The sequence below is a fragment of the Neptuniibacter caesariensis genome (assembly GCF_000153345.1).
Classification (GTDB): domain Bacteria; phylum Pseudomonadota; class Gammaproteobacteria; order Pseudomonadales; family Balneatricaceae; genus Neptuniibacter; species Neptuniibacter caesariensis.
In genome coordinates this window covers 428730-449410 of record NZ_CH724127.1, presented here as the reverse complement: position 1 = coordinate 449410, position 20681 = coordinate 428730, and the positions used below count along the sequence as shown (strand labels likewise).

Here is a 20681-nt window from a genome sequence, read left to right as displayed (position 1 = left end):
CTTCTATGACTACAGAATCCAATAAACGCCAGTTGGTTGTTATCGGTAATGGCATGGTGGGTCACCACTTTGTAGAAAATTTTGTGAACAGCAATGTTGCCGGTGACTACGAGATCCATATTTTAGCTGAGGAATCCCGCGCTGCTTACGACCGGGTACATCTCTCAGAGTATTTCAGCGGATCCAGCTATGAAGATCTGTGTCTGGTAGAAGAGAACCTATATGAGAAACACGGCGTTCACCTGCATTTAAGTGAAGGTGCAACGCAGATCGATCGCGATGCAAAGCAGGTCATCACTGAGCAGGCTGTATACTCCTATGATACGCTTGTAATGGCCACCGGATCATACCCATTTGTCCCCCCCATTCCGGGCAATGATGGTGAGGCCTGCTTTGTTTATCGCACACTGGAAGATCTGGATAAGATTCAGGCATGTGCTGAAGATGCGAAAGTTGGCGTTGTTGTGGGTGGCGGTTTGTTAGGTTTAGAAGCTGCAAACGCTCTGAAATCACTGGGTCTCAAATCACATGTTGTAGAATTTGCCCCACGCCTGATGCCTGTTCAGTTAGATGAAGACGGCGGTGAGCTACTAAAGAAAAAGATCGAAGCACTGGACGTGGATGTTCACTGTGAGAAAGCAACCACTGAAATTGTTGCCGGTGAAGAACATACCTATCGCATGAACTTCAGCGATGGTTCATTCCTTGAAACTGATCTGATTCTCTTCTCAGCAGGTATTCGCCCACAAGATACTCTGGCACGAAGCAGTGAGCTGGAGATCGGCGAACGTGGCGGTATCCTGGTTAACGATCAGTGCCTGACATCCGACGAAAACATCTACGCGATTGGAGAATGTGCTTTATGGAATAACCAGATCTTCGGTCTGGTTGCGCCAGGATACACCATGGCGAAAACGGCTGTAGCCGCTATTGCGGGTGATGAAGCTGCCTTTACCGGTGCGGATATGAGTACCAAACTGAAACTACTGGGTGTTGATGTTGGCTCTATCGGGGACGCCCACGGTAAAACCCCAGGCAGCATCAGCTACCGTTATCTGGATGAAGATGAACAGACGTACTACCGGATCATTGTTTCAGAAGATAAGAAAAAGCTATTAGGTGCAGTACTGGTGGGTGACAACAGCAAATACGACACCCTACTGCAATACGCTCTGAACGGCATCGATCTTCCTGAAAAGCCACAAGGGCTTATTCTGCCATCGATGGATGGTTCTGCCGCGCCTGCGCTAGGTCCGGATGCATTACCAGACGAAGCCACTATCTGTTCCTGCCTGAACGTAACTAAAGGTCAGATCTGCTGCTCCATTGATGAAGGTGCCACCAGCGTAGCCGATGTAAAAGATGCAACTAAAGCAGCTTCAGGCTGCGGTGGTTGTGCCGCCATGCTGAAAAGTGTTGTGGATAATGAATTATCCAAGCGCGGTGTAGAAGTTAATACTGATCTCTGCGAACACTTCGCTTATACCCGTGAAGAGCTTTATCACATCATCCGCGTGGAAGGTATCCGTAGCTTCTCTGAGCTTCTGGAAAAACACGGAAAAGGCTTAGGTTGCGAGATCTGTAAGCCAGCCGCCGGATCTATCCTGGCATCTTGCTGGAACGAGCATATTCAGGAAAAACCTCTGGTAAGCCTTCAGGATACCAATGATACCTTTATGGCAAACATGCAGAAGAACGGTACCTACTCTATCGTTCCACGTGTGCCGGGTGGTGAAATCACTCCCGATAAGCTGATCGTGATTGGTCAGGTTGCCAAGAAATATAACCTGTATACCAAAATCACCGGCGGTCAGCGTGTTGACCTGTTTGGTGCGCAATTGCATGAACTGCCATTGATCTGGGAAGAGTTAGTCAACGCAGGTTTCGAAACCGGCCACGCTTACGGTAAATCCCTGCGTACCGTTAAATCTTGTGTGGGTAGCACCTGGTGCCGTTTCGGTGTCAACGACAGTGTCGGTATGGCGATCAACCTTGAGAACCGCTACAAAGGCCTGCGCGCACCACACAAAATCAAATTTGCCGTTTCCGGCTGTACACGTGAGTGCGCAGAAGCTCAGTGCAAAGACATCGGCGTGATTGCTACAGAAAATGGCTGGAACCTTTATGTATGCGGTAACGGCGGTATGAAACCTCGCCATGCTGACCTGTTTGCAACCGATCTGGACGATGAAACGCTGGTCAAATACATCGACCGTGTACTGATGTTCTACATCAAAACGGCCGACCGTCTGCAGCGTACTTCAGTATGGATGGAGAATCTTGAAGGTGGTCTGGACTACCTGAAAGAGGTGGTTATCGATGACAAACTTGAGATTGGTGAAGAGCTGGAAGCTCAGATGGCCCACATCGTATCTACCTACGAGTGTGAGTGGAAAGCCACCCTGGAAGATGAAGAGAAGCTGAAACGTTTCCGTACCTTTGTAAATACCGAAGACCAGGTTGACCCTCAGATTGTACATATTTTAGAACGCGACCAGGTTCGCCCGGTTTAAGTCACAGATAATTAGGAGAAGCGAAGATGACTACTAATCCAAAAGCAAACTGGACCAAGCTTTGTTCTAAGGATGATCTTGTGCCTCACTCAGGTGTAGCAGCAAAAGTTGAAGAACAACAGGTCGCTCTGTTTTACATCCCCGAATTTGCCGATGAAGTCTTTGCTATCGGCAATCATGATCCTTTCAGTGGTGCTAATGTTCTGGCCCGAGGCCTGATCGGTGACCTTAAAGGTGAACCGATGGTTGCCTCCCCTATCTACAAACAACACTTTTCTCTCAACTCCGGTGTTTGTTTTGAAGATGAAGAAGTCGCTGTACCGGTATGGCCAGTCCGATTAGAAGGCGATGATGTGGAGATTCTTATCGCTTAAGAAAGATGCAAACTCAACCTGCTCACGGAAGAGCCTGGTGCTTCAATAATGACTCATACCCATATTTTTGAAGCATGTCTCCTATGACTATCCATAGGTTTAGCGCAGGCACATGCCTGCGCATTTTTTTACTCCGCTTCGATCTCTTCCATATCGACTTCAACGACATGCCCAGGCCCCGCATCCAACAGGATATAAAATTCAGATTGAGGTCTGGCAAAAACAAACGCTGACGCACTGTCAGTATTACCTGCTAAAAGAGGCTCATCTTCGTAAGAGATCACCTCAAAAGGGAGGTTTTCCGCGCTGGAGCCATCAGAAAAACTTGCCTGACATGCTACCCCTTCAGCGCTATCTTTGCAGTCTACAAAAATACTGTGCGCAGACAGGTTCCCTGCTACCATACACAAACCAATAAGCCAAAAATTAACGCGCATCTACCGTCTCCTCTCCGTTAGGCATTAAGCTCCAGGATGCCTGATATACATCGCCTTTCCAGGTGACCGCTGTCACCCAGAGTTCCGCATTGTCCTTTATCTTTTTTGGCAGCTGCATATGTACATGCTTTGCTCCGACAGGGCCATGAATCAGTGTTCCTGGTGCACGCAGATTCCTGGGTTTACCTACCTTGGCATAGATAAACTTAATCGATTCCAATGCGGCTTTATCGATCTGAACATTGAGATTAGTTTTTGCCCCTGCTCTGATAGGTGGTAGATCTTTTTCCAGCAGACCGGCCACCGCATTCATCGATACACTCCAGGGCCCCAGTGGCTGTTCCTGATAAATAAAACCACTACCTTTGGTACCCTGGCTGCTAAGGGTCAATGCTAAACCGGTACCCATCACAACTCCCGCGATCAGCAACGCATTGAGATATTTAAAAGCCCCCATCGGGCCTCCCCAGGGTTTAATAACATCAAATATCTTAATAAGTTTCTGCCTGACACCCGTGAACCGGGCTGCACGTTTCGCCGCACGACGTGTGCGCTTATAGCTGATGATCAGACCACTCACCGACAGGAAGGTCATTCCCAAACCGCCGATGAAATAGAAGGTTTTCACGATAAGATCAGGTGCTCCACCTACCGCCCAGGTGCCATAATGAATAGGCGTCATCGCCAGATCGGTACGCTGCATTAAAGAGAGTTTATCCGCTGGAAATACGTCGATAATCTCTCCTGTAAACGGGTGAACCATAATTCGGGTTCCCTTCCATTCACTGATCAGCCACTCGCCTTCGCTACCTATAATTTCAAAAGGATCAGAATTATGCTCCGGTGTGTTGATAATGTTTATCTGCAGATTAGGACGCTCCTTCAACACCCGATTGACCACCTCCTCAGCGGACAACATCTTGGGGGCTTGATCGGTGCCTAAATGATCCAGATCAGCATAGGAAAGCAGTGGCTTTCGAGGATGGGCTTCAACAATACTCGGTACGCCAAAATGTTTTACGAAAGGATCAAAATAAAACCACCAGCTCCCAGTCACTCCGATAACCAGGACAATCCACAAACTCCATAAACCAATCAGTTTATGCAGATCCGCCAGAAATACACGGGTGTTACCTGTACGTGGTTTACGTAAAAAGTAGCGCCAGAATTTAGGGAAAGCGATTAACCCCGTAATGAGTGACAGCAATACCAACAAGCCCAAGGCATTTACCAGACTGTTTCCTATCGCAGGAAGAAACAACGTCGCATGCATAAAACCGATAAACTGACCAATCGAAAGTAAAACGGTGTCATCTTTCACTTCGCCGGTATAAGGGTCTATCCAGGCATGGCGATAGCCCCCGTTATCATCGATAAAGCGAGCATATGAATTCAGGCTTGGGTAATTTTCGCTGGTACGATAAAAAAACAATCCATTCTCAGGGTAAGCCGCTTGAAGCTTATCCAACATTGCACCGGGGTTCTGCCTTTCATCCTGAACGTCTGCTCGCATCTCTGAATAGATCAACCAGTCCAATTCTTGCTGAAAGACTGCGATGGTTCCGGTAAACAGTACGACCGTCATCAATAGCGTTAGTTTGAGTCCAACAAAGCTATGAATGAGATAAGCGATATATTGCTTTGAGAGCTTACTTTTTTTCTTTGCCCTGCGTTGCTGGGCCTGCTCTTCTATAGTGGCTATTGTCATGATTTCTTTCCTAAACTAATAAACGCAAAAAGCCCTGCCTGAAGGGGCAGGCAGGGCGCTCTGAATTCAGCGTTTAAAATTTGTAACGTGCATTCAGTGTTGCGTTTAGCTTTTCTCCATAACCACAGTCAGTACCGGCACTACGGCACCAGGCAACATAAGTTTTGTTAGTCAGGTTTTTCACGTCAGCCGTGAATTCCCAATCACCGGTTTCATAGCCAACCATGGCATCAAGCAGCGTAACGCCTGGAACTGCAGGGCCCGTTCCGCCCCAGCCAACCGTGTCCCCTGTGTAGCGAACACCAAAGCCGGCTTTCCAATTAGATGGGAATTGATAATGAGACCACAGTGAGGCCTGACGCTCAGACAGATATGGAATACGCGGACCATTTTCATCTTTAGTATTCAGATCAGAGTAATTGAACAGCACACTAAAACGATCCCAGTTTTTCCTCGCTTCCAGCTCCCAGCCGTCAATCTCGGCATTGCTTTGTGCCAGGCCGCCAGGTGTGGACCCAGACGAAACTCGCCCAGTTTCTTCAATTTCGAAGTAAGCGAGAGTCACACTGGTGCTGCTATCCGGAGACAGGTATTTCACACCATACTCCATCTGCTCGCCTTCAGTAGGTTCAAGAATACCGCCTGCACCATCAGAATCGGTATTAGGTTCAAAAGACTCGGAATAGCTCACATAAGGAGAGATTCCGGAATCGAACTGGTACATGTATCCCAGATGCTTGGATAACGCGCTTTTAACACTGCCATTTGTATCGGCACGGTCATGCCTTAATGCCGTCGAAATGATGTTGTTACCAATTTTGATATGATCAGCAACGTAAACACCTAACTGTTTGGTAGTCACTGCATCCGGATCAGTAATATCCGAAGGATCAATGACAGGCAAAGAACCATAAACAGGATTGAACAGATTGATGGAACTTGTGAACTGGCTGTACTTATTCCACTCATCTGTAGTGATGTCCTGATGATCTATACCCAGCGTGAGCTTGTGCTCTGTATCAGCAATTTTGAAATTGCCATTAACGCGGGTGTCGATACTAAAACCTTCAGTACTGCGATCTGACATCGTCGCTCTTCGAACAATATCTCCTGATGCATTTGCTGTTGCTCCCCAAGGAGCTGCGGTAAAGATCTCACGCGTTTCAGTGTTCGCATCAACATAACGTGCTACCGATTTTAAGCGCCAGGATTCGTTGAATGCATGTTCAAACTCGAGCGTTAGCGCTTTTTGTTCACGATCATACTTGTCCCAATCCGGCTCACCCACAAACCTGGAAGGGTCAATAAAACCAAGCGGGTGAGCATCGAGCGTACCTTGCTGAGGCAGGAACATCGCATTGACTGCGCCTTCACGCTTTTGGTAGTTAGCTATGGCAGTAATCTGCGTTTTATCGGTGATCCGCCAAGTTACCGATGGCATGAACAGCAGCTCGTCATCATCCGCATAATCGACCTGCGTACCGCTATCGCGGGCTAAACCGACGAACCTGACGAGTACTTTGCCTTCATCATCCACAGCGCCAGTCCAGTCGGCCGCTAACTGCTTACGATCAAAAGAGCCAACTTGCGCCCAGAATTCACCCTGCTGCTCTTCCTTAGGTCGCTTAGAAACCGCATTGACCAGTCCACCAACCGTACTTTGTCCGTAAAGAACCGAACTTGGCCCCTTTAATACCTCCACCTGTTCGAGCGCAAAGATACTCGGGCGGACATTATTATAATGAGAGTAATGGGAACGAAGTCCGTCAAGATATTTCAGTGGGTCAGCACCACGTACCATTGCCGAATCGATACGTGTATCAATACCAAAGTTGCCAGCATTGACACCTGAGGTATAAAGCAGAGCATCCTGAATATTTTTTGCTCCGGTGCTTTGAATAAAGTCTTGATCAATCACAGCAACAGAGTATGGCAACTCTTCGATAGGCGCTCCGACCTTACTGACCTGAGCTTCTACCTCTAATGGTTGAGCAAGTCCTTTGGACTCCTGACCTACCACTGTGACTTTATCGTTTTGTACAGTTTCTTCTGCTACAACCTGTAGAGAAGTGATTCCCATCGAAGCTGCTGCAATGCAAACAGCTAAGTACTTCTTGTGAGTCATTATAAATTCCACCCTAGTCTTATCAGGGCGGGAATATACTTGGGAATAATTCTCATAATCAATAAAATTTACATTTGTAAAAAATGTAACAATTATTGACCAACCAGGATTAGGTTATCTGACGGTGAATTTAAGAGGGGTATTACTGATTAGCTTTTAAAGCCTGGAGGTTGTGACCCATTTTATAGAGTAGCATGTCACGATCGACAGGTTTGAGCATCACCTCATGAACCCCCATCCGCATCGCCTCCTGAACATTTGCATTATCTCCCGGCTTCGCTAAAACCATGATACGGGTCTTTTCCATATCAGGATCCTGGCGAATCTGATCGATAACAAAAAGCGCACTCATATCAGGTAGCGTCAGGTCCATTAACACTACATCCGGTTTCCAGCTATTAAGCAGCTTCATTGTATGTGTAGCACATCCGGATACCTGCGCTTTGTACCCACCAGAATCGAGGATTGCTTTAATCTTATCCCTTTCTGTCGCTTCATCTTCCAACAACAAAATATTGCTATCATCAAAGACGACGTCACTATCTTCAAGGATCCGCTCTTTTTTAACCGAGGCTACATCAGCTATCGCCTGTGAACGCTCCTCTACTTGCTGATTCGCTGCTCGCTGGTGCTCCCCAACCTGCTGGATATGCCCTTGGGCATGATTATCAAAAGCGCTTCGCAAACCTGAATGGTGGGATTCGGCCACCCCACTATCCTTAATGACTTTCTCCCGCATCTGTTCCATTGAGAAAGACATCAGGCTCATCAGCTTTTCATAATTCTCAGCGTTGAGGTCCTTAATATCTCCATCACAGCTGACAATTTGATCCAGGTACTCGCACAGGCTCTCAACCGAAAAAGCATCAGCAGGCAGTGTATTCGTCATCTGCTGAGTACGGCGAATAAAACGTAGTCTTAGAAGCAGATGATAGGGATCATATAGAGGGCGGACAATAAAATAGTCATCAAAGACATCTTTATTGCAGATACTGAAAGCTTCTTTCAGGTCTTCTCGACTGCAAAATACAATTTTGCGGAACAGGATTTTATCAACGGACTTCTTAGCACTGAGCAGATGCAGGTAGAAAATTTCATTCTCCTGAATCGTATTTAGCCCCATCAAAAGTACATCGATTTTTTGTTCAGTAATTACAGAGAGGGCTTCTTCTTCAGAAAAAGCAATAAAGAAGTGAGGGAAGTGACGCTTTACCATGTTGCATAAAGATTCCAGATCATCCTTATGCTTGACAACTAACAACACTGAAAAACGGTTCTCAATTCCCATAAACCATCACCTGCTCACACTTAAACTCGCGATCCCTGCTATTAATATTTCCGTTCTGCTAATAATGGCCTGAAAATGCACTTTTTTCACTACCTAAGCGTAGAACCTTAGGCTATTTCCCCCAGAGAAAAACGCTCACCATGACTTGAAACAACTAATTTCACAGCCCCATTATCATCAAGCTCTTCTGCAAGTTCGACTAACTGATAGAAAACATTGCGATGAATCAGCCCTTTCATACCAAACCGAACATTGATGTAAGGTGACGGCTCCCCTGAGTCTTCGAATTCATCAACCCATAACGCGTGTTCCGGACCCGCTTCTACCACATCTCCAGTGGTGCTGGTAAATAACAAGACCTGCTTTCCTTCGCGACTCTCTACCTCAAGCTCAGTAAATAGAAAGGGGGCATCATCAACCCGAATTCCGATCTTTTCTACAGGGGTCTTAAGGTAATGTTTACCCTCTTCAAACCATAGTACAGTTGAAAAGAGTTTCACCATGGCAGGTCTACCAATAGGCGTCCCCATGTAAAACCATTTTCCGTCTTTAGCGATACGCATATCGATATCACCACAGAAATCTGGATTCCACTTTTCTACTGGAGGAATTCCACTGCCACTCTCTTTTATCGTCTGGGACACGCGCCCCAGATCAAAGGTATTCTCGCTCACTTAAACCTCACTCGTGCAGAGCTTATTAATAAACTTCAACTTAGCTCGCAAAACTTTCATCTTATAACCTAATCACATGAATAATATTAATTGTTAGAATAGTCAGCAATTAAAGCTTAGACAAAAATGCACACCAAAATGAAACAGGATCTTAAAACAAAGTTTAGTGATAGCAGCCGCGGTGTCTATCTGTTTGGAACTACACCTCCAAAAGATGGTATTGAAGATGCGACTGTATCCTCTATTGCCGACAAACTACTTGAGCGTTTGGCTCATGTAGAGTTCGACGGTCTGATTGTCTATGACATTCAGGATGAAAGTAGCCGCATCGACAAACCACGTCCGTTTCCTTTTATGCGGACTCTGGATCCACGTGCTTACTCTAAACTGTTAAGAGAGAAGTCAGAAAAGCCGGTGATTACTTATAAAAGTGTATCGCAGAGAGACGAAGCGGCTTTCACAGAATGGCTTGACGAGGCGTGGAATAAGTATGGTGTCCGCGACACCGTTCTGGTTGGAAGCCCTTCATCGGAAGGCGAAATCCAGCTTAGCCTGAATGATGCTTATAAAGTTATTGAGAAACACCCCGCACAATACCAACTAGGTGGTGTAACCATCGCTGAACGTCATGCGTCGAAACGGAACGAGCATGAGCGTCTGATCAGCAAGATCGATCAGGGTTGTGATTTCTTTGTATCCCAGGCGGTTTATGATGCTCAGGCAACCATCGACATGCTGAGTAGCTATGCCCGTAAATGTAGAGAAGAAGGAATTACACCCAAACGCGTCATCCTGACCTTTACTCCGTGTGGAAGCACCAAAACACTTGAATTTATGGAGTGGCTGGGTATCTCTGTTCCTGAAGCAACACGCTTTAGAATCATGGATGCACATAACCCACTGCAGGAATCTATCCGTATCTGCCGGAATAACCTTGAGCAGATACTGGAAGCCGTGATGCCGCTGGATATCCCTATCGGCCTGAATATTGAAAGTCTGACAAACCGAAAAGAAGAGATCGATGCTTCGATTCGACTGTTCAAACTTCTCAAATCAGTTGTAGATTTGAAACTGGCCGAAGCTGCGCTATAAAAAAACAAGGCCGCTTAATAATAAGCGGCCTTTTTCTTTCACATCAGCACCCGATTAATCTGTAACAGCCTGTGCGTCCGCTCCAGATCTTCCCGAACCCGCTGTTTATAAGCTTTAGAATTAACACATTCAGCAGATTTCTGCCTTAACACAGTCCATTCCTGAAGGTTCTCTTCCTCTTTTAAAAGCATTTTGAACGCTTCGGGAAAATCTTCCTCCGTTGAGATTTTGGAGATATCTACTTCCCCCTTCAATAAATAGACAGAATCCCCTTCATCACAACACACCCTGGATTCACTGAAATGAAACAGGTGCGATGCGTATTCCGGGGTAAAACAAACAGGCATATCAAAGTTGCGCTTTCCCTTGCTGGCCAGTTCCATCTGCCCTTCTTCTCCATGCTTAACTGCAAGTACATACGTAGCTACTTTCATCCCTAACTCCTTCCCTGTGATAACAACAGTGTCATCTTCTATGAATCAACGCCCTCGGTTTCCTTTTTGAGGGAACTGCAGATTTAGAATCACTACAATTTAAGACAGTCAGAAGTGTAGACAATCTACAAGATTCTGTGGTGACAATTCTGTCATTATTAAGATTTTTCAATGCCTGAAAGTTAAGAAACAGCCCCCTCCACCGGATATTCCGGAAAACTTTAGAAATCCCTAATTTAAATGTGTGCCCCGAGTTTTGGGGAAGTAATTGAAATTTATTAATGATCAATCAATTTTCAAGATTACCAAAATGCAACAATTCCTAAAATAGTGAACAGTTTGTTGTAGAAAACGCTATTGAATATTTTTTGATAAATCGCTATTTTTGACGAACCGTCATTAAAAAACAGTTTCCCTTTTATGAGCCCGAAAATTATAGATGAAGCAACCCTTGAAGCCCGCGAAGAAGAGATCATGCGGACCGCACTGGAAATAATCTCCGAACTGGGTGTTGCCGGGCTAACAATAGACAAGGTGGTTTCTCAGCTGCCCTATTCTAAAGGTACCGTATACAACCACTTTACCTGTAAGGAAGACCTATTAACCGGGCTATGTAATCGTAGTGTAAAAAGCGTTGCGGCACTCTTTGAAAGAGCCATAACCTTTGATGGCAGTAGTCGGGAGAAAATGCTCGCAGTGGGTTATGCGTACATGCTGCACTCTATGCTAAATCCTACCGAGTTCATGCTGGTTATCTCTGCGAAAACCCCTTCCGTACGAGAGAAATCAACAGAGCGACGCCAGGAAGAGCATGTTGCACTAGAGAACAGACTGCTTGGCGGTCTTCTACAGGTTATTTCCAACGGCCTTGCATCGGGTGAGCTACAACTACTTCCTCATCTTAGCCCTGCTCAGGTCGCCTTCTCACTGTGGTCTATGAGTTTCGGAACCATCGCGTTACTCCATGAAACACTTGACCGCTGTAGCGTCCGTATCGAAATGCAGCTGGAAAGAGAGCTGGTCAATCACTGCAACATCCTGCTGGATGGCCTTAACTGGCAACCTTATACACAGGAACACAATTGGATGGACACGATTGACCACTTTAAGAATGAACTGTTCGCTCCTGAAGTCGAGCAACTGAGAGAAAGATTAAACGGATAACCCGATAAGTTTTCGAGAGAGCGGTGCCAGACACCGTTTTTTCAATGGTTTTTATTGACACTTCGTCAATATTGGTTGTTTATAAATTAACCAAAATTGCCTTAAGAGCAATCTAACATCCCAAAGGGACCCTGGAGCAGGAAAATGAGAGATCGTCTTTTCCGATTCGTGATAGACCATCCGGTCTGGGTGATTCTATTATCTGTGCTGTTTGCCTTTGGTGCCGCATCTGGCGCCAAAAATCTGGTCTTTAAAAGCGATTATCGTGTGTTTTTCAGTGAGGAGAACCCTCAGCTGACCTCATTCGAGTCGATGCAAAAGATTTACAGTAAAAGTGACAATGTTGCTTTTATCATCTCCCCGGATGACGGAGAGGTATTTAAACCCAGTACTCTGGCTGCGATTCATCAGTTAACCGAAGAATCCTGGCAGGTACCGTTCTCGACGCGAGTAGACTCGATTACGAACTTCCAGCACACCTGGTCAGAAGAAGACGACATGATCGTCGAAGATCTGGTGTTGGATCCTGATACACTTGCTGACTCTGATATGTCTCGCCTGAAAGAGATTGCAGTTAATGAGCCTTTGATGCTGCACAAACTTATTTCAGAAGAAGGCCATGTTAGTGTCGTAAATATTACCGTTCAACTGCCCGGGGTTAACCCAGTAGAAGAAGTACCGCAGGTTGTATCCAAAGTCCGGGAAATGCGCGACAACTTCATCGCTGCCAACCCTGACCTGAAAGTGCACCTTTCCGGCATGGTGATGATGAATAACAGCTTTGCCGAAGCTTCCCTGAGCGATAACGCTACCCTGGTTCCCATTATGTTTGGTGTAGTGATTCTGGGTATGGTTTTTCTGCTAAAAACCATCAGCGGCACCATCGCAACGGTCGTTGTCATTCTCTTCTCTATCGCTGCCACTATGGGCTTAGCCGGATGGAATGGCATGTTCCTTACGGGGCCCTCATCCAGTACGCCTATCATGGTCCTAACCCTGGCTGTTGCGGATTGCGTGCATATATTAACGACCATGTTCTACGAGATGCGCCAGGGCGTTAAGAAAGAGAAAGCGATTCAGGACAGTCTGCGTATTAATTTCCAGCCTATCTTCCTAACCAGCGCAACCACTGCGATCGGCTTTATGAGTCTTAACTTCTCTGACTCTCCTCCGTTCCGCGATCTGGGTAACATGGTTGCAGTGGGCGTCATGCTGGCATTTATCTTCTCGATTACTGTTTTCCCTGCACTTCTGCGCTTACTGCCGCTGCGTGTAAAACAGATCGAAGAAGGCGAAAGCGACACTATGTATAAGATTGCCGGTGTGGTAATCGAAAAACGCCGCATCCTTCTGCCTGGCATGGCATTGATCATGACAGCGATTGCTGTGTTGGTACCTATGAACCAACTGAATGATGATTTCGTTAAGTATTTTGACGAAACGGTGCCATTCCGACAGGCTACCGACTACATGCAGGATAACCTATCCGGTATGACCTCGATGGAGATCTCTATCGATAGTAAGGAAGCCAGCGGTATCAATGCACCAGCTTTCCTTAAAACTGTAGGTGATCTCAGCGAATGGTTACGTGCTCAGCCTGAGACTGATCACGTCAATACGCTAAGCGATACGATCAAGCGTTTGAATAAGAATATGCACAGTGATGATCCTTCTTATTACAAACTGCCTTCAGATCGAGAGCTTTCAGCTCAGTACCTGCTGCTTTATGAGATGTCCCTGCCATATGGTCTGGATCTTAATAATCAGTTGAATGTTGATAAGTCCTCAACACGTGTTGTAGCGACCTTTATGAACATGACCAGCACCCAGCAGATCGAGATGGAAAGCCGTATCTACGACTGGTTCGCTGAAAATGCACCTCAGTACAAAGTTGCGATCGCCAGCCCAAGTCTGATGTTTGCCCATATCGGTCAACGTAATATTTACAGCATGCTACTAGGCACTTCGATCGCTCTTGTTCTGATCTCTGTGCTGCTAGGCTTTGCGCTACGCTCTGTGAAATTTGGCTTTATCAGTCTGATTCCTAACCTGGCGCCTGCTGCAATGGGCTTTGGTGTCTGGTTCCTGATTGATGGCCAGATCGGTCTAGCTCTGTCAGTCGTAGCCGGTATGACACTGGGTATTATTGTAGATGACACCGTTCACTTCCTGAGTAAGTACCTACACGCCAGAAGAGATCGGGGTAAAAACAGTAAAGAAGCCGTTCGTTACGCTTTTGGTAGCGTAGGGCGTGCTTTATGGATTACCACCATCGTATTGGTAGCCGGTTTCATGGTACTCGCCCAATCCAGCTTCAAACTGAACGCTGATATGGGGCTATTAACCGGTCTAACGATCCTGATTGCACTGATTGTAGACTTCCTGTTCCTGCCACCACTACTCATGATGCTGGACAGAACAGTTGAAGAAGAGAAAGAAGACAATACACCTGACAGCTCAAATATGAAAAACGAAGCTGTAGCTAAAGATTCTGAAGGAGAGAATGATGACTCTGTTAACCAACTCGCTTAAAGCCGTGTTGATTTCGAGCCTGGCTGCAGCGCCTGCAGTCGTAATGGCTGAAACTGCTGAAGAGAAAGGTCTGCGCATTGCCGAAGAAGCTAAAGCAAGCGACCTTGGTTGGAAAGACATGCAAGCTCAAATGAACATGATCCTGCGTAACAAGCAGGGCCAGGAAAGTGTTCGTGAAATTCGTATGAAATCACTCGAGATCGAAGACGATGGCGATAAAAGCCTGTCAGTTTTCGACAAACCACGCGATGTTAAAGGCACAGCATTCCTGAGCTTCTCTCACCCAGTTGGTGCGGATGACCAGTGGCTATACCTGCCAGCGCTTAAGCGAGTAAAGCGTATTGCTTCACGTAATAAGTCTGGCCCATTTATGGGTTCTGAGTTTGCCTATGAAGATCTGTCTTCATTTGAGGTAGAAAAATATACCTATAAATTTATCCGTGACGAGGCTTGTGAAGGCGGTAACTGTTTTGTAGTTGAACAATACCCTGTAGATAAAAACTCAGGTTACACCCGCCGTGTAGTCTGGCTTGATCAGGCAGAATACCGTCCATGGAAAATCGAATTCTATGACCGTAAGGATTCACCACTTAAAACGCTGACCTACCATGAGTACAAAGAGTATGAAGGTAAGCACTGGCGTCCTGACCTGATGAAAATGGTAAACCACCAGACGGGTAAAAGTACCGATCTGACCTACCAGGGTTATCAGTTCAAAACCGGGCTTTCTGACTCTGACTTCAACAAAAACACCCTGAAACGGGCACGTTAATATGAATAGCCAGAAACTACTCCCCTGGCTTCTGGCGGCAGGGCTGACAACAGCCCTGCCATCTCAGGCCGAAACCTACTATGAGATGTCCGGTAAAGTGACCGCTGACCTGCGTTACTTTACTCAGGATGGCCAGTTTGCCAATCAGGATTACGATACCAACCTTTCATTTACCGTAGAGCCTGAATTCTATTGGGAATGGAATGATGGTGCAGACACGCTGACGTTTACCCCTTTCCTTCGTGTAGATGAGAACGACAATGAGCGTACTCATGCCGATATCCGCGAACTAAGCTGGGTTCATATTGGTGATGACTGGGAACTACGCACCGGTTTGCGCAAAGTTTTCTGGGGTGTCACCGAATTCCAACACCTTGCCGATGTGATTAACCAGACCGACGGTGTCGAAGACTTCGATGGTGAAGATAAGCTCGGCCAACAGATGATTAACCTTTCTCTGGTAAAAGACTGGGGGATCGTTGATCTGTTTCTCCTTCCCGGCTTTCGCGAACGAACCTTCGCAGGTGAAGACGGCCGTCTAAGGGCTGGGCTGGTTGTGGATACCGACCAGGCTGAATATGAATCAGGAGCGGGTGAAAATCATCTGGATACAGCTATACGCTGGAGCCATACCATCGGTGATTTTGATCTGGGTGCATACTGGTTCCACGGTACTAACCGTGATCCGAAATTGGTTGCTCGTAATATCAATGGTAAAACCGTGCTAGTTCCATACTACGAGCAGATGGATCAGATCGGTTTTGATGCGCAGGCAACTATCGATAGCTGGCTATGGAAGCTCGAGACCATACACCGGGATACAAGCTCTGAAAATTACTGGGCTGCACAAGCGGGCTTTGAATACACCTTCTACGGTATTCAGGACTCAGCAGCTGATCTAGGCGTTCTACTCGAATATGGCTGGGACGAACGTGGTGAAGAAGCTGACGCAGCGGTTCAGAACGATCTGTTTATGGGAGCAAGAATTACCCTGAACGACGCTGAAAGCACAGAGATTCTTGGCGGTATCAGCCATGATCTGGACTACGACAGTCAAAGCTTGATTGTTGAAGCCAGTAGACGGATTGGTGATTCATGGAAAGTTAGCGTAGATGGGCGCTTCTTCAGCGCTGATGATCAGGCGGATCTAAGTTACAACTTTAGGCAAGATGACCATTTGCAGTTTACTGTGGAACGTTACTTCTAAGCTGACTACTCTTCTGGAACAGCCGTTGCGGATTTCAATTGCTGTTCCAGAATATTCAATTCATCTAACTTATCTTGTAATGCCTGATACTTCTCGGGATACCACCTTATATGCTGTTTTTCCCGATCGAGTTCAAAACGAGCATTATATAAAAAATCCATTCCCAACAGGCCTTGATTTGATCCACTTCCACCTTTGAAATCTATGACCGAAGCCTGGATATTCTCTGCCTTATAAGGGCCAATTTCTACGCTATTTAGACTGACCTTCTCGGTCAAAACGACCCTGCCATCAGCAACTCTCGCAGCTCCTCCTGAAAGAAATTGCGGAGATAAAGACTGTAGTGCGTCTTTGTGCAGAACGGTGACCGAAGCTCCTGTATCCATGACGAGGCTAAGGGTTTTCTGCCTTCCACCATAAGAGATTCTCACAGGTAGCAAAACCCTGTTTGATTGAAACTGAAAAGGCGTAATCCATTTGCGCATTGCCTCTTGGATTCTTCTTCTCTCTGTAGAAATTTTAGAAATAGCTAACTGGCGATCTCTTTCAAGCTGAAGCTGATCAATCTCAGCTTGTGAAAGCTTCTCATTGCTTTCTTCTCGGCTTTCCAATTGCGAGCGATATTTTGCCGGTACCTTTGAAAGACGATCAACAAACACTTTCTTGCCCGTTTCATCAACATATTCGTAGATTTGAGCTTCAGAAAGATTAGAAAACATTACGCAAAGCGCAGTTACTACAAAACATCTACGAAACATAAAGCAACCTTTTAGCTATAGCTTCGAAAATCACTTGTCGAGTTAAGAAATAAAACCGCTTAATCCATTAAAAACAAACAACGCCACAATCGCTAAAAAAACCAAACCGAAACGCATAACCAGGCAACGTGTACATCTCTTCTTACCTGACACATCAGCCTCCTGCTAACTTCACAGTAAAGCCTTCTTTTTCCAGCATAACTTTCAACTTTTCCCGGTGGTCGCCCTGTATTTCAACAATTCCATTTTTTAATGCGCCACCTGTTCCACAACTCTTCTTGAGTTTTTTAGCCAGGGTTTTCAGCTCAGCTTCCGGTAAAGGGATACCCGAAACCGTTGTTACGCCTTTGCCTTTTCGGCCCGATGTTTCCCTGCGGATGCGTACCACACCATCAAGGCCCGCGAGACGATTCTGCTCATCAAGCTCAGAACAGATGCAAGTATCGATCGCTTCATTACACCCTGGGCATAATTGCCCTTTTTCGGTTGAGTAAACCAAGCCACTCAATTGATCTTTCAGTGACGCCACTGATAATTCCTCGTAGGTAAAATCTCATTATAAGCGGCAACAAGGTTTTTCCCTAACTTAACCCGCCAATTTGCCTTGCGAGGTAGGTTGCATAGTTGTCCGTCATTCCACTAATAAAATCCAGAGCTCGCATATAAGCTTTATAGAGCGGTATCTGGGGTCTTGGAGCATGAATACCCATCAGACTAATAATCCTTTCACTGCGATAGCTAAGCCCCTCACCTTGCAGCCTATGATTATCATGAACTGCATGACAAAATGCCTCCAGCAAGACACCTAATGTCGTATAAGCCCCAACTTCTAGCTCAGTCTTCCGTGTATCAGGGAACACCTTCTCTTTTGCCAAGCTCTTAGCTAGCTGTAACCCATCCCTGACATCTGCATCACCATCAGCCAGAAGTTCACCTTGATATTCGCCGCGCATAATCAAATGCTGGTTATCCATATACGCCTGAACAGCAGAGCCCACCATGAACTCCATCGCTTTACCCCGTAGCGCTGAAATTTTACGACGAGAGGAAGCCTGAGTACTAAATATGTCATCTTCAAAAGAAACATCACCGCAGAGTTGTAACAGAATCGGTTTTATTTCATCGAAACTGAGGATATTCAATTCGATCGCATCCTCAAGGTCGAGAATGGCATAACAGATATCATCCGCTGCTTCCATCAGATAGGTTAGCGGATGACGGCACCAGCGGTTTTCGCCCAGTGAGATCAATCCTAACTCCCGACCCAGCTTATTAAGAATTTCCAGCTCGGTCTGATAAGCACTGAATTTACCTTTATCACCGGAATGTTCAGCGCTCCATGGGTACTTAAGCAGTGCCCCCAGGGTTGGATAAGATAAGCGTAAACCACCATCGAACAGATGGTTTTCTATACGGGTGACAACACGAAACCCCTGCGCATTACCCTCAAAAGTCATCAAGTCCAACTTCTCTGCTTCACTCAGGCTTTTTAAAAGCACGCTATCTGACTGACGCTTGAACCAATCGCGGATCGCATATTCACCCGCATGGCCAAATGGCGGATTACCGATATCATGGGCAAGGCAAGCAGACTGAACAATCATGCCAATGTCATAAGCAGTTGCCCAATCAGGAAGTTGTTCCCGTATCTGTTCACCAACGCGAATGCCCAGACTACGCCCTAAACTACCCACTTCAATCGAGTGGGTCAGGCGAGTGTGAATATGATCGTTCAATGACATGGGGTGAACCTGAGTCTTCCTTCCTAACCGCCGAAAGGCACTGGAAAAAATAATACGGTCCTGGTCTTTGTGGAAATGACTTCTGCCAATCTCCTCATCGGTTAACTCAGCATGTCCATAACGCTTAGTCGATAATAACCGTTGCCACTGCATCTCCATCTAATACTCTCCTGAACAGATAGGGCTGGGAAGCCAATGAATAGGCACCCCTTAAGCTATCGGCCATATGATGCCCAGCTATAGATAACCCGAAGCATATTTTAGCTAGGGAGCCTGCGAGCAAGTCCGAGACCTATTCTCAGGTTCCCTAGGCTTGCTCCATAAGCAGCAGTGCTTGTTTCGCAAGCTCCTGCAGCGCTGCCCTAATCTCTTCATCAGGTTTTTTCGCAAAATTCAAACGCAGGAAATTACGGTACTTTCCTGAAGCTGAAAAAATAACTCCCGGTGCTATGCTGATTTTCCTATCTTCAAGGCACTTATTCAGTTTTACCGTATCAACTTCGATCGGCAATTCTACCCAGAGTAGATATCCACCTTCGGGATAGCTGATACGGGTTCCTTCTGGAAAATAGCGCTTAATCAAATCGATAGTCATATCCCTTGCGACTTTATACTGGGCACGCATCTTTCTCAGGTGACGCTCGTAATAGCCATTAGCAATAAATTCAGCTACAGCCTGCTGCTGGACCGGGGGGCTACTCACCGTCGATACAAATTTTTTATGCAATACTCGTTCAGTACATTGCCCTGGCGCCACCCAACCGAGTCTTAAACCGTATGCAATTGTTTTTGAAAATGAAGAGCAAAGCAGAACCCGCCCTTCCTCATCAAATGACTTAATCGTGCGAGGCCTCGGGGATTTGTAGTAAAGGTCACCATAGATATCATCTTCGATGATAGGGAGGTCGTACTGCTGAGCTAACCTTAGCAGCTCCTTTCTACGTGGTTCTGGCATGGTATAACCCAGCGGGTTATTACAAGTAGGGGTCACTTGGATTGCAGCGATCGGCCATTGATCTAAAGCCATCTCTAAAGCTTCAATACTAATACCTGTTTCAGGATGGGTGGGGATCTCTAAGGCTTTAAGCCCTAATGCCTTTATCGCTTGGGTAGAACCATAAAAACTGGGGGAATCCGTGGCAACAATGTCACCCGGTTTGGTCACGGCTCTCAAGCTACAAACTAACGCTTCCTGACATCCACTTGTGATAATAATTTCATCAGGATGTAGCTTACAGCCTGAAGCTAAGGCCAACCGTGCAATCTGCTGTCTTAGAAACTCCGATCCATGAATATCGCTGTAGTTAAGGAAGCTATCCGAAGCATTAGCCGCGGCCTGTGTCATCGATTTCATTAAAGGTTTTAATGTCGGTGTATCAATCTCTGGCATTGCTGTACCCAACGCCACATAGCCATTACCTTTAGCATTGTTCAACAGGTGATAGACCTGCTCCCAATGGGAAACCTCTAACGGACGCTGCGCGGGCCTGCTCACTTCAGGCAGATCCGGCAGATCACCTCTAGGCTTAACGTAATATCCCGATTTAGGCCTAACTTCCGCATAACCTTGCTCTTCAAGTCGCTGATAAGCTTCCTGAACCGTTGAGATACTCACCTGACTTTCCTGGCTTAATACCCGAATAGAGGGCAGCTTGCTGCCTACCTGGTAGTAACCCTGATCTATTCGATGAACCAAGCCTTCGAGAACTTTCTCGTACAGTTTCATATGCAAAAAACACCACAGAGACAAAAACAGTACAGATTAAGACAATTTTCACATCACAGTCTGTTAATTGCTAAATCTGTACATTAAAACAAAACAAAAATGTAAATCTGTAATGCAATTCTACAGTATTTTAGA

Annotated in this window: 17 protein-coding genes; 7 read left to right on the top strand and 10 right to left on the bottom strand. The window is 46.1% G+C overall.

Annotated features, from left to right (window positions below):
- Positions 1-5 precede the first annotated feature (5 nt).
- Together nirB and nirD are read left to right on the top strand one after the other, a co-directional pair.
- On the top strand, positions 6-2513 hold the full coding sequence (nirB, locus tag MED92_RS15875; protein ID WP_040663358.1) for a nitrite reductase large subunit NirB: 2508 nt from the start codon (positions 6-8) through the stop codon (positions 2511-2513).
- 26 nt (positions 2514-2539) lie between these two features.
- The gene (nirD, locus tag MED92_RS15870; RefSeq protein WP_007022594.1) at positions 2540-2887 is read left to right on the top strand and encodes a nitrite reductase small subunit NirD; all 348 of its coding nucleotides are present in this window, start codon (positions 2540-2542) and stop codon (positions 2885-2887) included.
- Positions 2888-3015: 128 nt separating this feature from the next.
- Here nirD and MED92_RS15865 read toward each other — a convergent pair whose 3' ends face one another.
- From MED92_RS15865 to MED92_RS15845, 5 genes are all read right to left on the bottom strand, one after another.
- Positions 3016-3324: a hypothetical protein gene (locus MED92_RS15865; protein WP_007022593.1), complete on the bottom strand. Its 309-nt coding sequence runs from the start codon at positions 3322-3324 to the stop codon at positions 3016-3018.
- A complete protein-coding gene (locus MED92_RS15860) occupies positions 3314-5032 on the bottom strand; it encodes a PepSY-associated TM helix domain-containing protein (protein WP_007022592.1) in 1719 nt (572 codons plus the stop codon). The genes MED92_RS15865 and MED92_RS15860 overlap by 11 nt, the downstream gene beginning before the upstream one ends.
- A 73-nt stretch (positions 5033-5105) precedes the next feature.
- Positions 5106-7157 (bottom strand): TonB-dependent siderophore receptor, encoded by a 2052-nt coding sequence (locus tag MED92_RS15855; protein WP_007022591.1) that lies wholly within the window; start codon positions 7155-7157, stop codon positions 5106-5108.
- A 142-nt stretch (positions 7158-7299) separates the two neighbouring features.
- Positions 7300-8445, bottom strand: a complete 1146-nt coding sequence (locus tag MED92_RS15850; protein WP_007022590.1) for a response regulator — start codon at positions 8443-8445, stop codon at positions 7300-7302.
- A gap of 107 nt (positions 8446-8552) precedes the next feature.
- Positions 8553-9119, bottom strand: a complete 567-nt coding sequence (locus tag MED92_RS15845; protein WP_007022589.1) for a DUF1285 domain-containing protein — start codon at positions 9117-9119, stop codon at positions 8553-8555.
- A gap of 138 nt (positions 9120-9257) precedes the next feature.
- Between MED92_RS15845 and MED92_RS15840 the strand changes: the two genes are divergently transcribed.
- Entirely contained in the window at positions 9258-10211 is a 954-nt protein-coding gene (locus MED92_RS15840; RefSeq protein WP_040663352.1) for a methylenetetrahydrofolate reductase, read from the top strand.
- A gap of 38 nt (positions 10212-10249) precedes the next feature.
- On the opposite strand, the gene MED92_RS15835 is transcribed toward MED92_RS15840, so the two are convergent.
- Positions 10250-10645: a hypothetical protein gene (locus MED92_RS15835; protein ID WP_007022587.1), complete on the bottom strand. Its 396-nt coding sequence runs from the start codon at positions 10643-10645 to the stop codon at positions 10250-10252.
- Between the two features lie 420 nt (positions 10646-11065).
- Between MED92_RS15835 and MED92_RS15830 the strand changes: the two genes are divergently transcribed.
- The 4 genes from MED92_RS15830 (at position 11066) to MED92_RS15815 (ending at position 16320) form a co-directional block, all read left to right on the top strand.
- Positions 11066-11809, top strand: a complete 744-nt coding sequence (locus MED92_RS15830) for a TetR/AcrR family transcriptional regulator (RefSeq protein WP_007022586.1) — start codon at positions 11066-11068, stop codon at positions 11807-11809.
- A 144-nt stretch (positions 11810-11953) separates the two neighbouring features.
- The gene (locus MED92_RS15825) at positions 11954-14341 is read left to right on the top strand and encodes an efflux RND transporter permease subunit (protein ID WP_007022585.1); all 2388 of its coding nucleotides are present in this window, start codon (positions 11954-11956) and stop codon (positions 14339-14341) included.
- Positions 14316-15113: an outer membrane lipoprotein-sorting protein gene (locus tag MED92_RS15820; protein WP_007022584.1), complete on the top strand. Its 798-nt coding sequence runs from the start codon at positions 14316-14318 to the stop codon at positions 15111-15113. Before MED92_RS15825 ends, MED92_RS15820 begins: the two co-directional genes overlap by 26 nt.
- A gap of 1 nt (position 15114) precedes the next feature.
- A complete protein-coding gene (locus tag MED92_RS15815; protein WP_007022583.1) occupies positions 15115-16320 on the top strand; it encodes a hypothetical protein in 1206 nt (401 codons plus the stop codon).
- Positions 16321-16325: 5 nt separating this feature from the next.
- Here MED92_RS15815 and MED92_RS15810 read toward each other — a convergent pair whose 3' ends face one another.
- The 4 genes from MED92_RS15810 to MED92_RS15795 form a co-directional block, all read right to left on the bottom strand.
- Positions 16326-17039, bottom strand: coding sequence for a retropepsin-like aspartic protease (locus tag MED92_RS15810; RefSeq protein ID WP_007022582.1), 714 nt, complete (start codon positions 17037-17039; stop codon positions 16326-16328).
- Positions 17040-17232: 193 nt separating this feature from the next.
- Positions 17233-17607 (bottom strand): translation initiation factor Sui1, encoded by a 375-nt coding sequence (locus tag MED92_RS15805; RefSeq protein WP_007022581.1) that lies wholly within the window; start codon positions 17605-17607, stop codon positions 17233-17235.
- Positions 17608-17659: 52 nt separating this feature from the next.
- Complete coding sequence (locus MED92_RS15800; RefSeq protein WP_007022580.1) at positions 17660-18979, bottom strand: deoxyguanosinetriphosphate triphosphohydrolase; 1320 nt, start codon at positions 18977-18979, stop codon at positions 17660-17662.
- A gap of 148 nt (positions 18980-19127) precedes the next feature.
- Positions 19128-20546, bottom strand: coding sequence for an aminotransferase-like domain-containing protein (locus MED92_RS15795; protein ID WP_007022579.1), 1419 nt, complete (start codon positions 20544-20546; stop codon positions 19128-19130).
- Between the last annotated feature and the right edge of the window lie 135 nt (positions 20547-20681).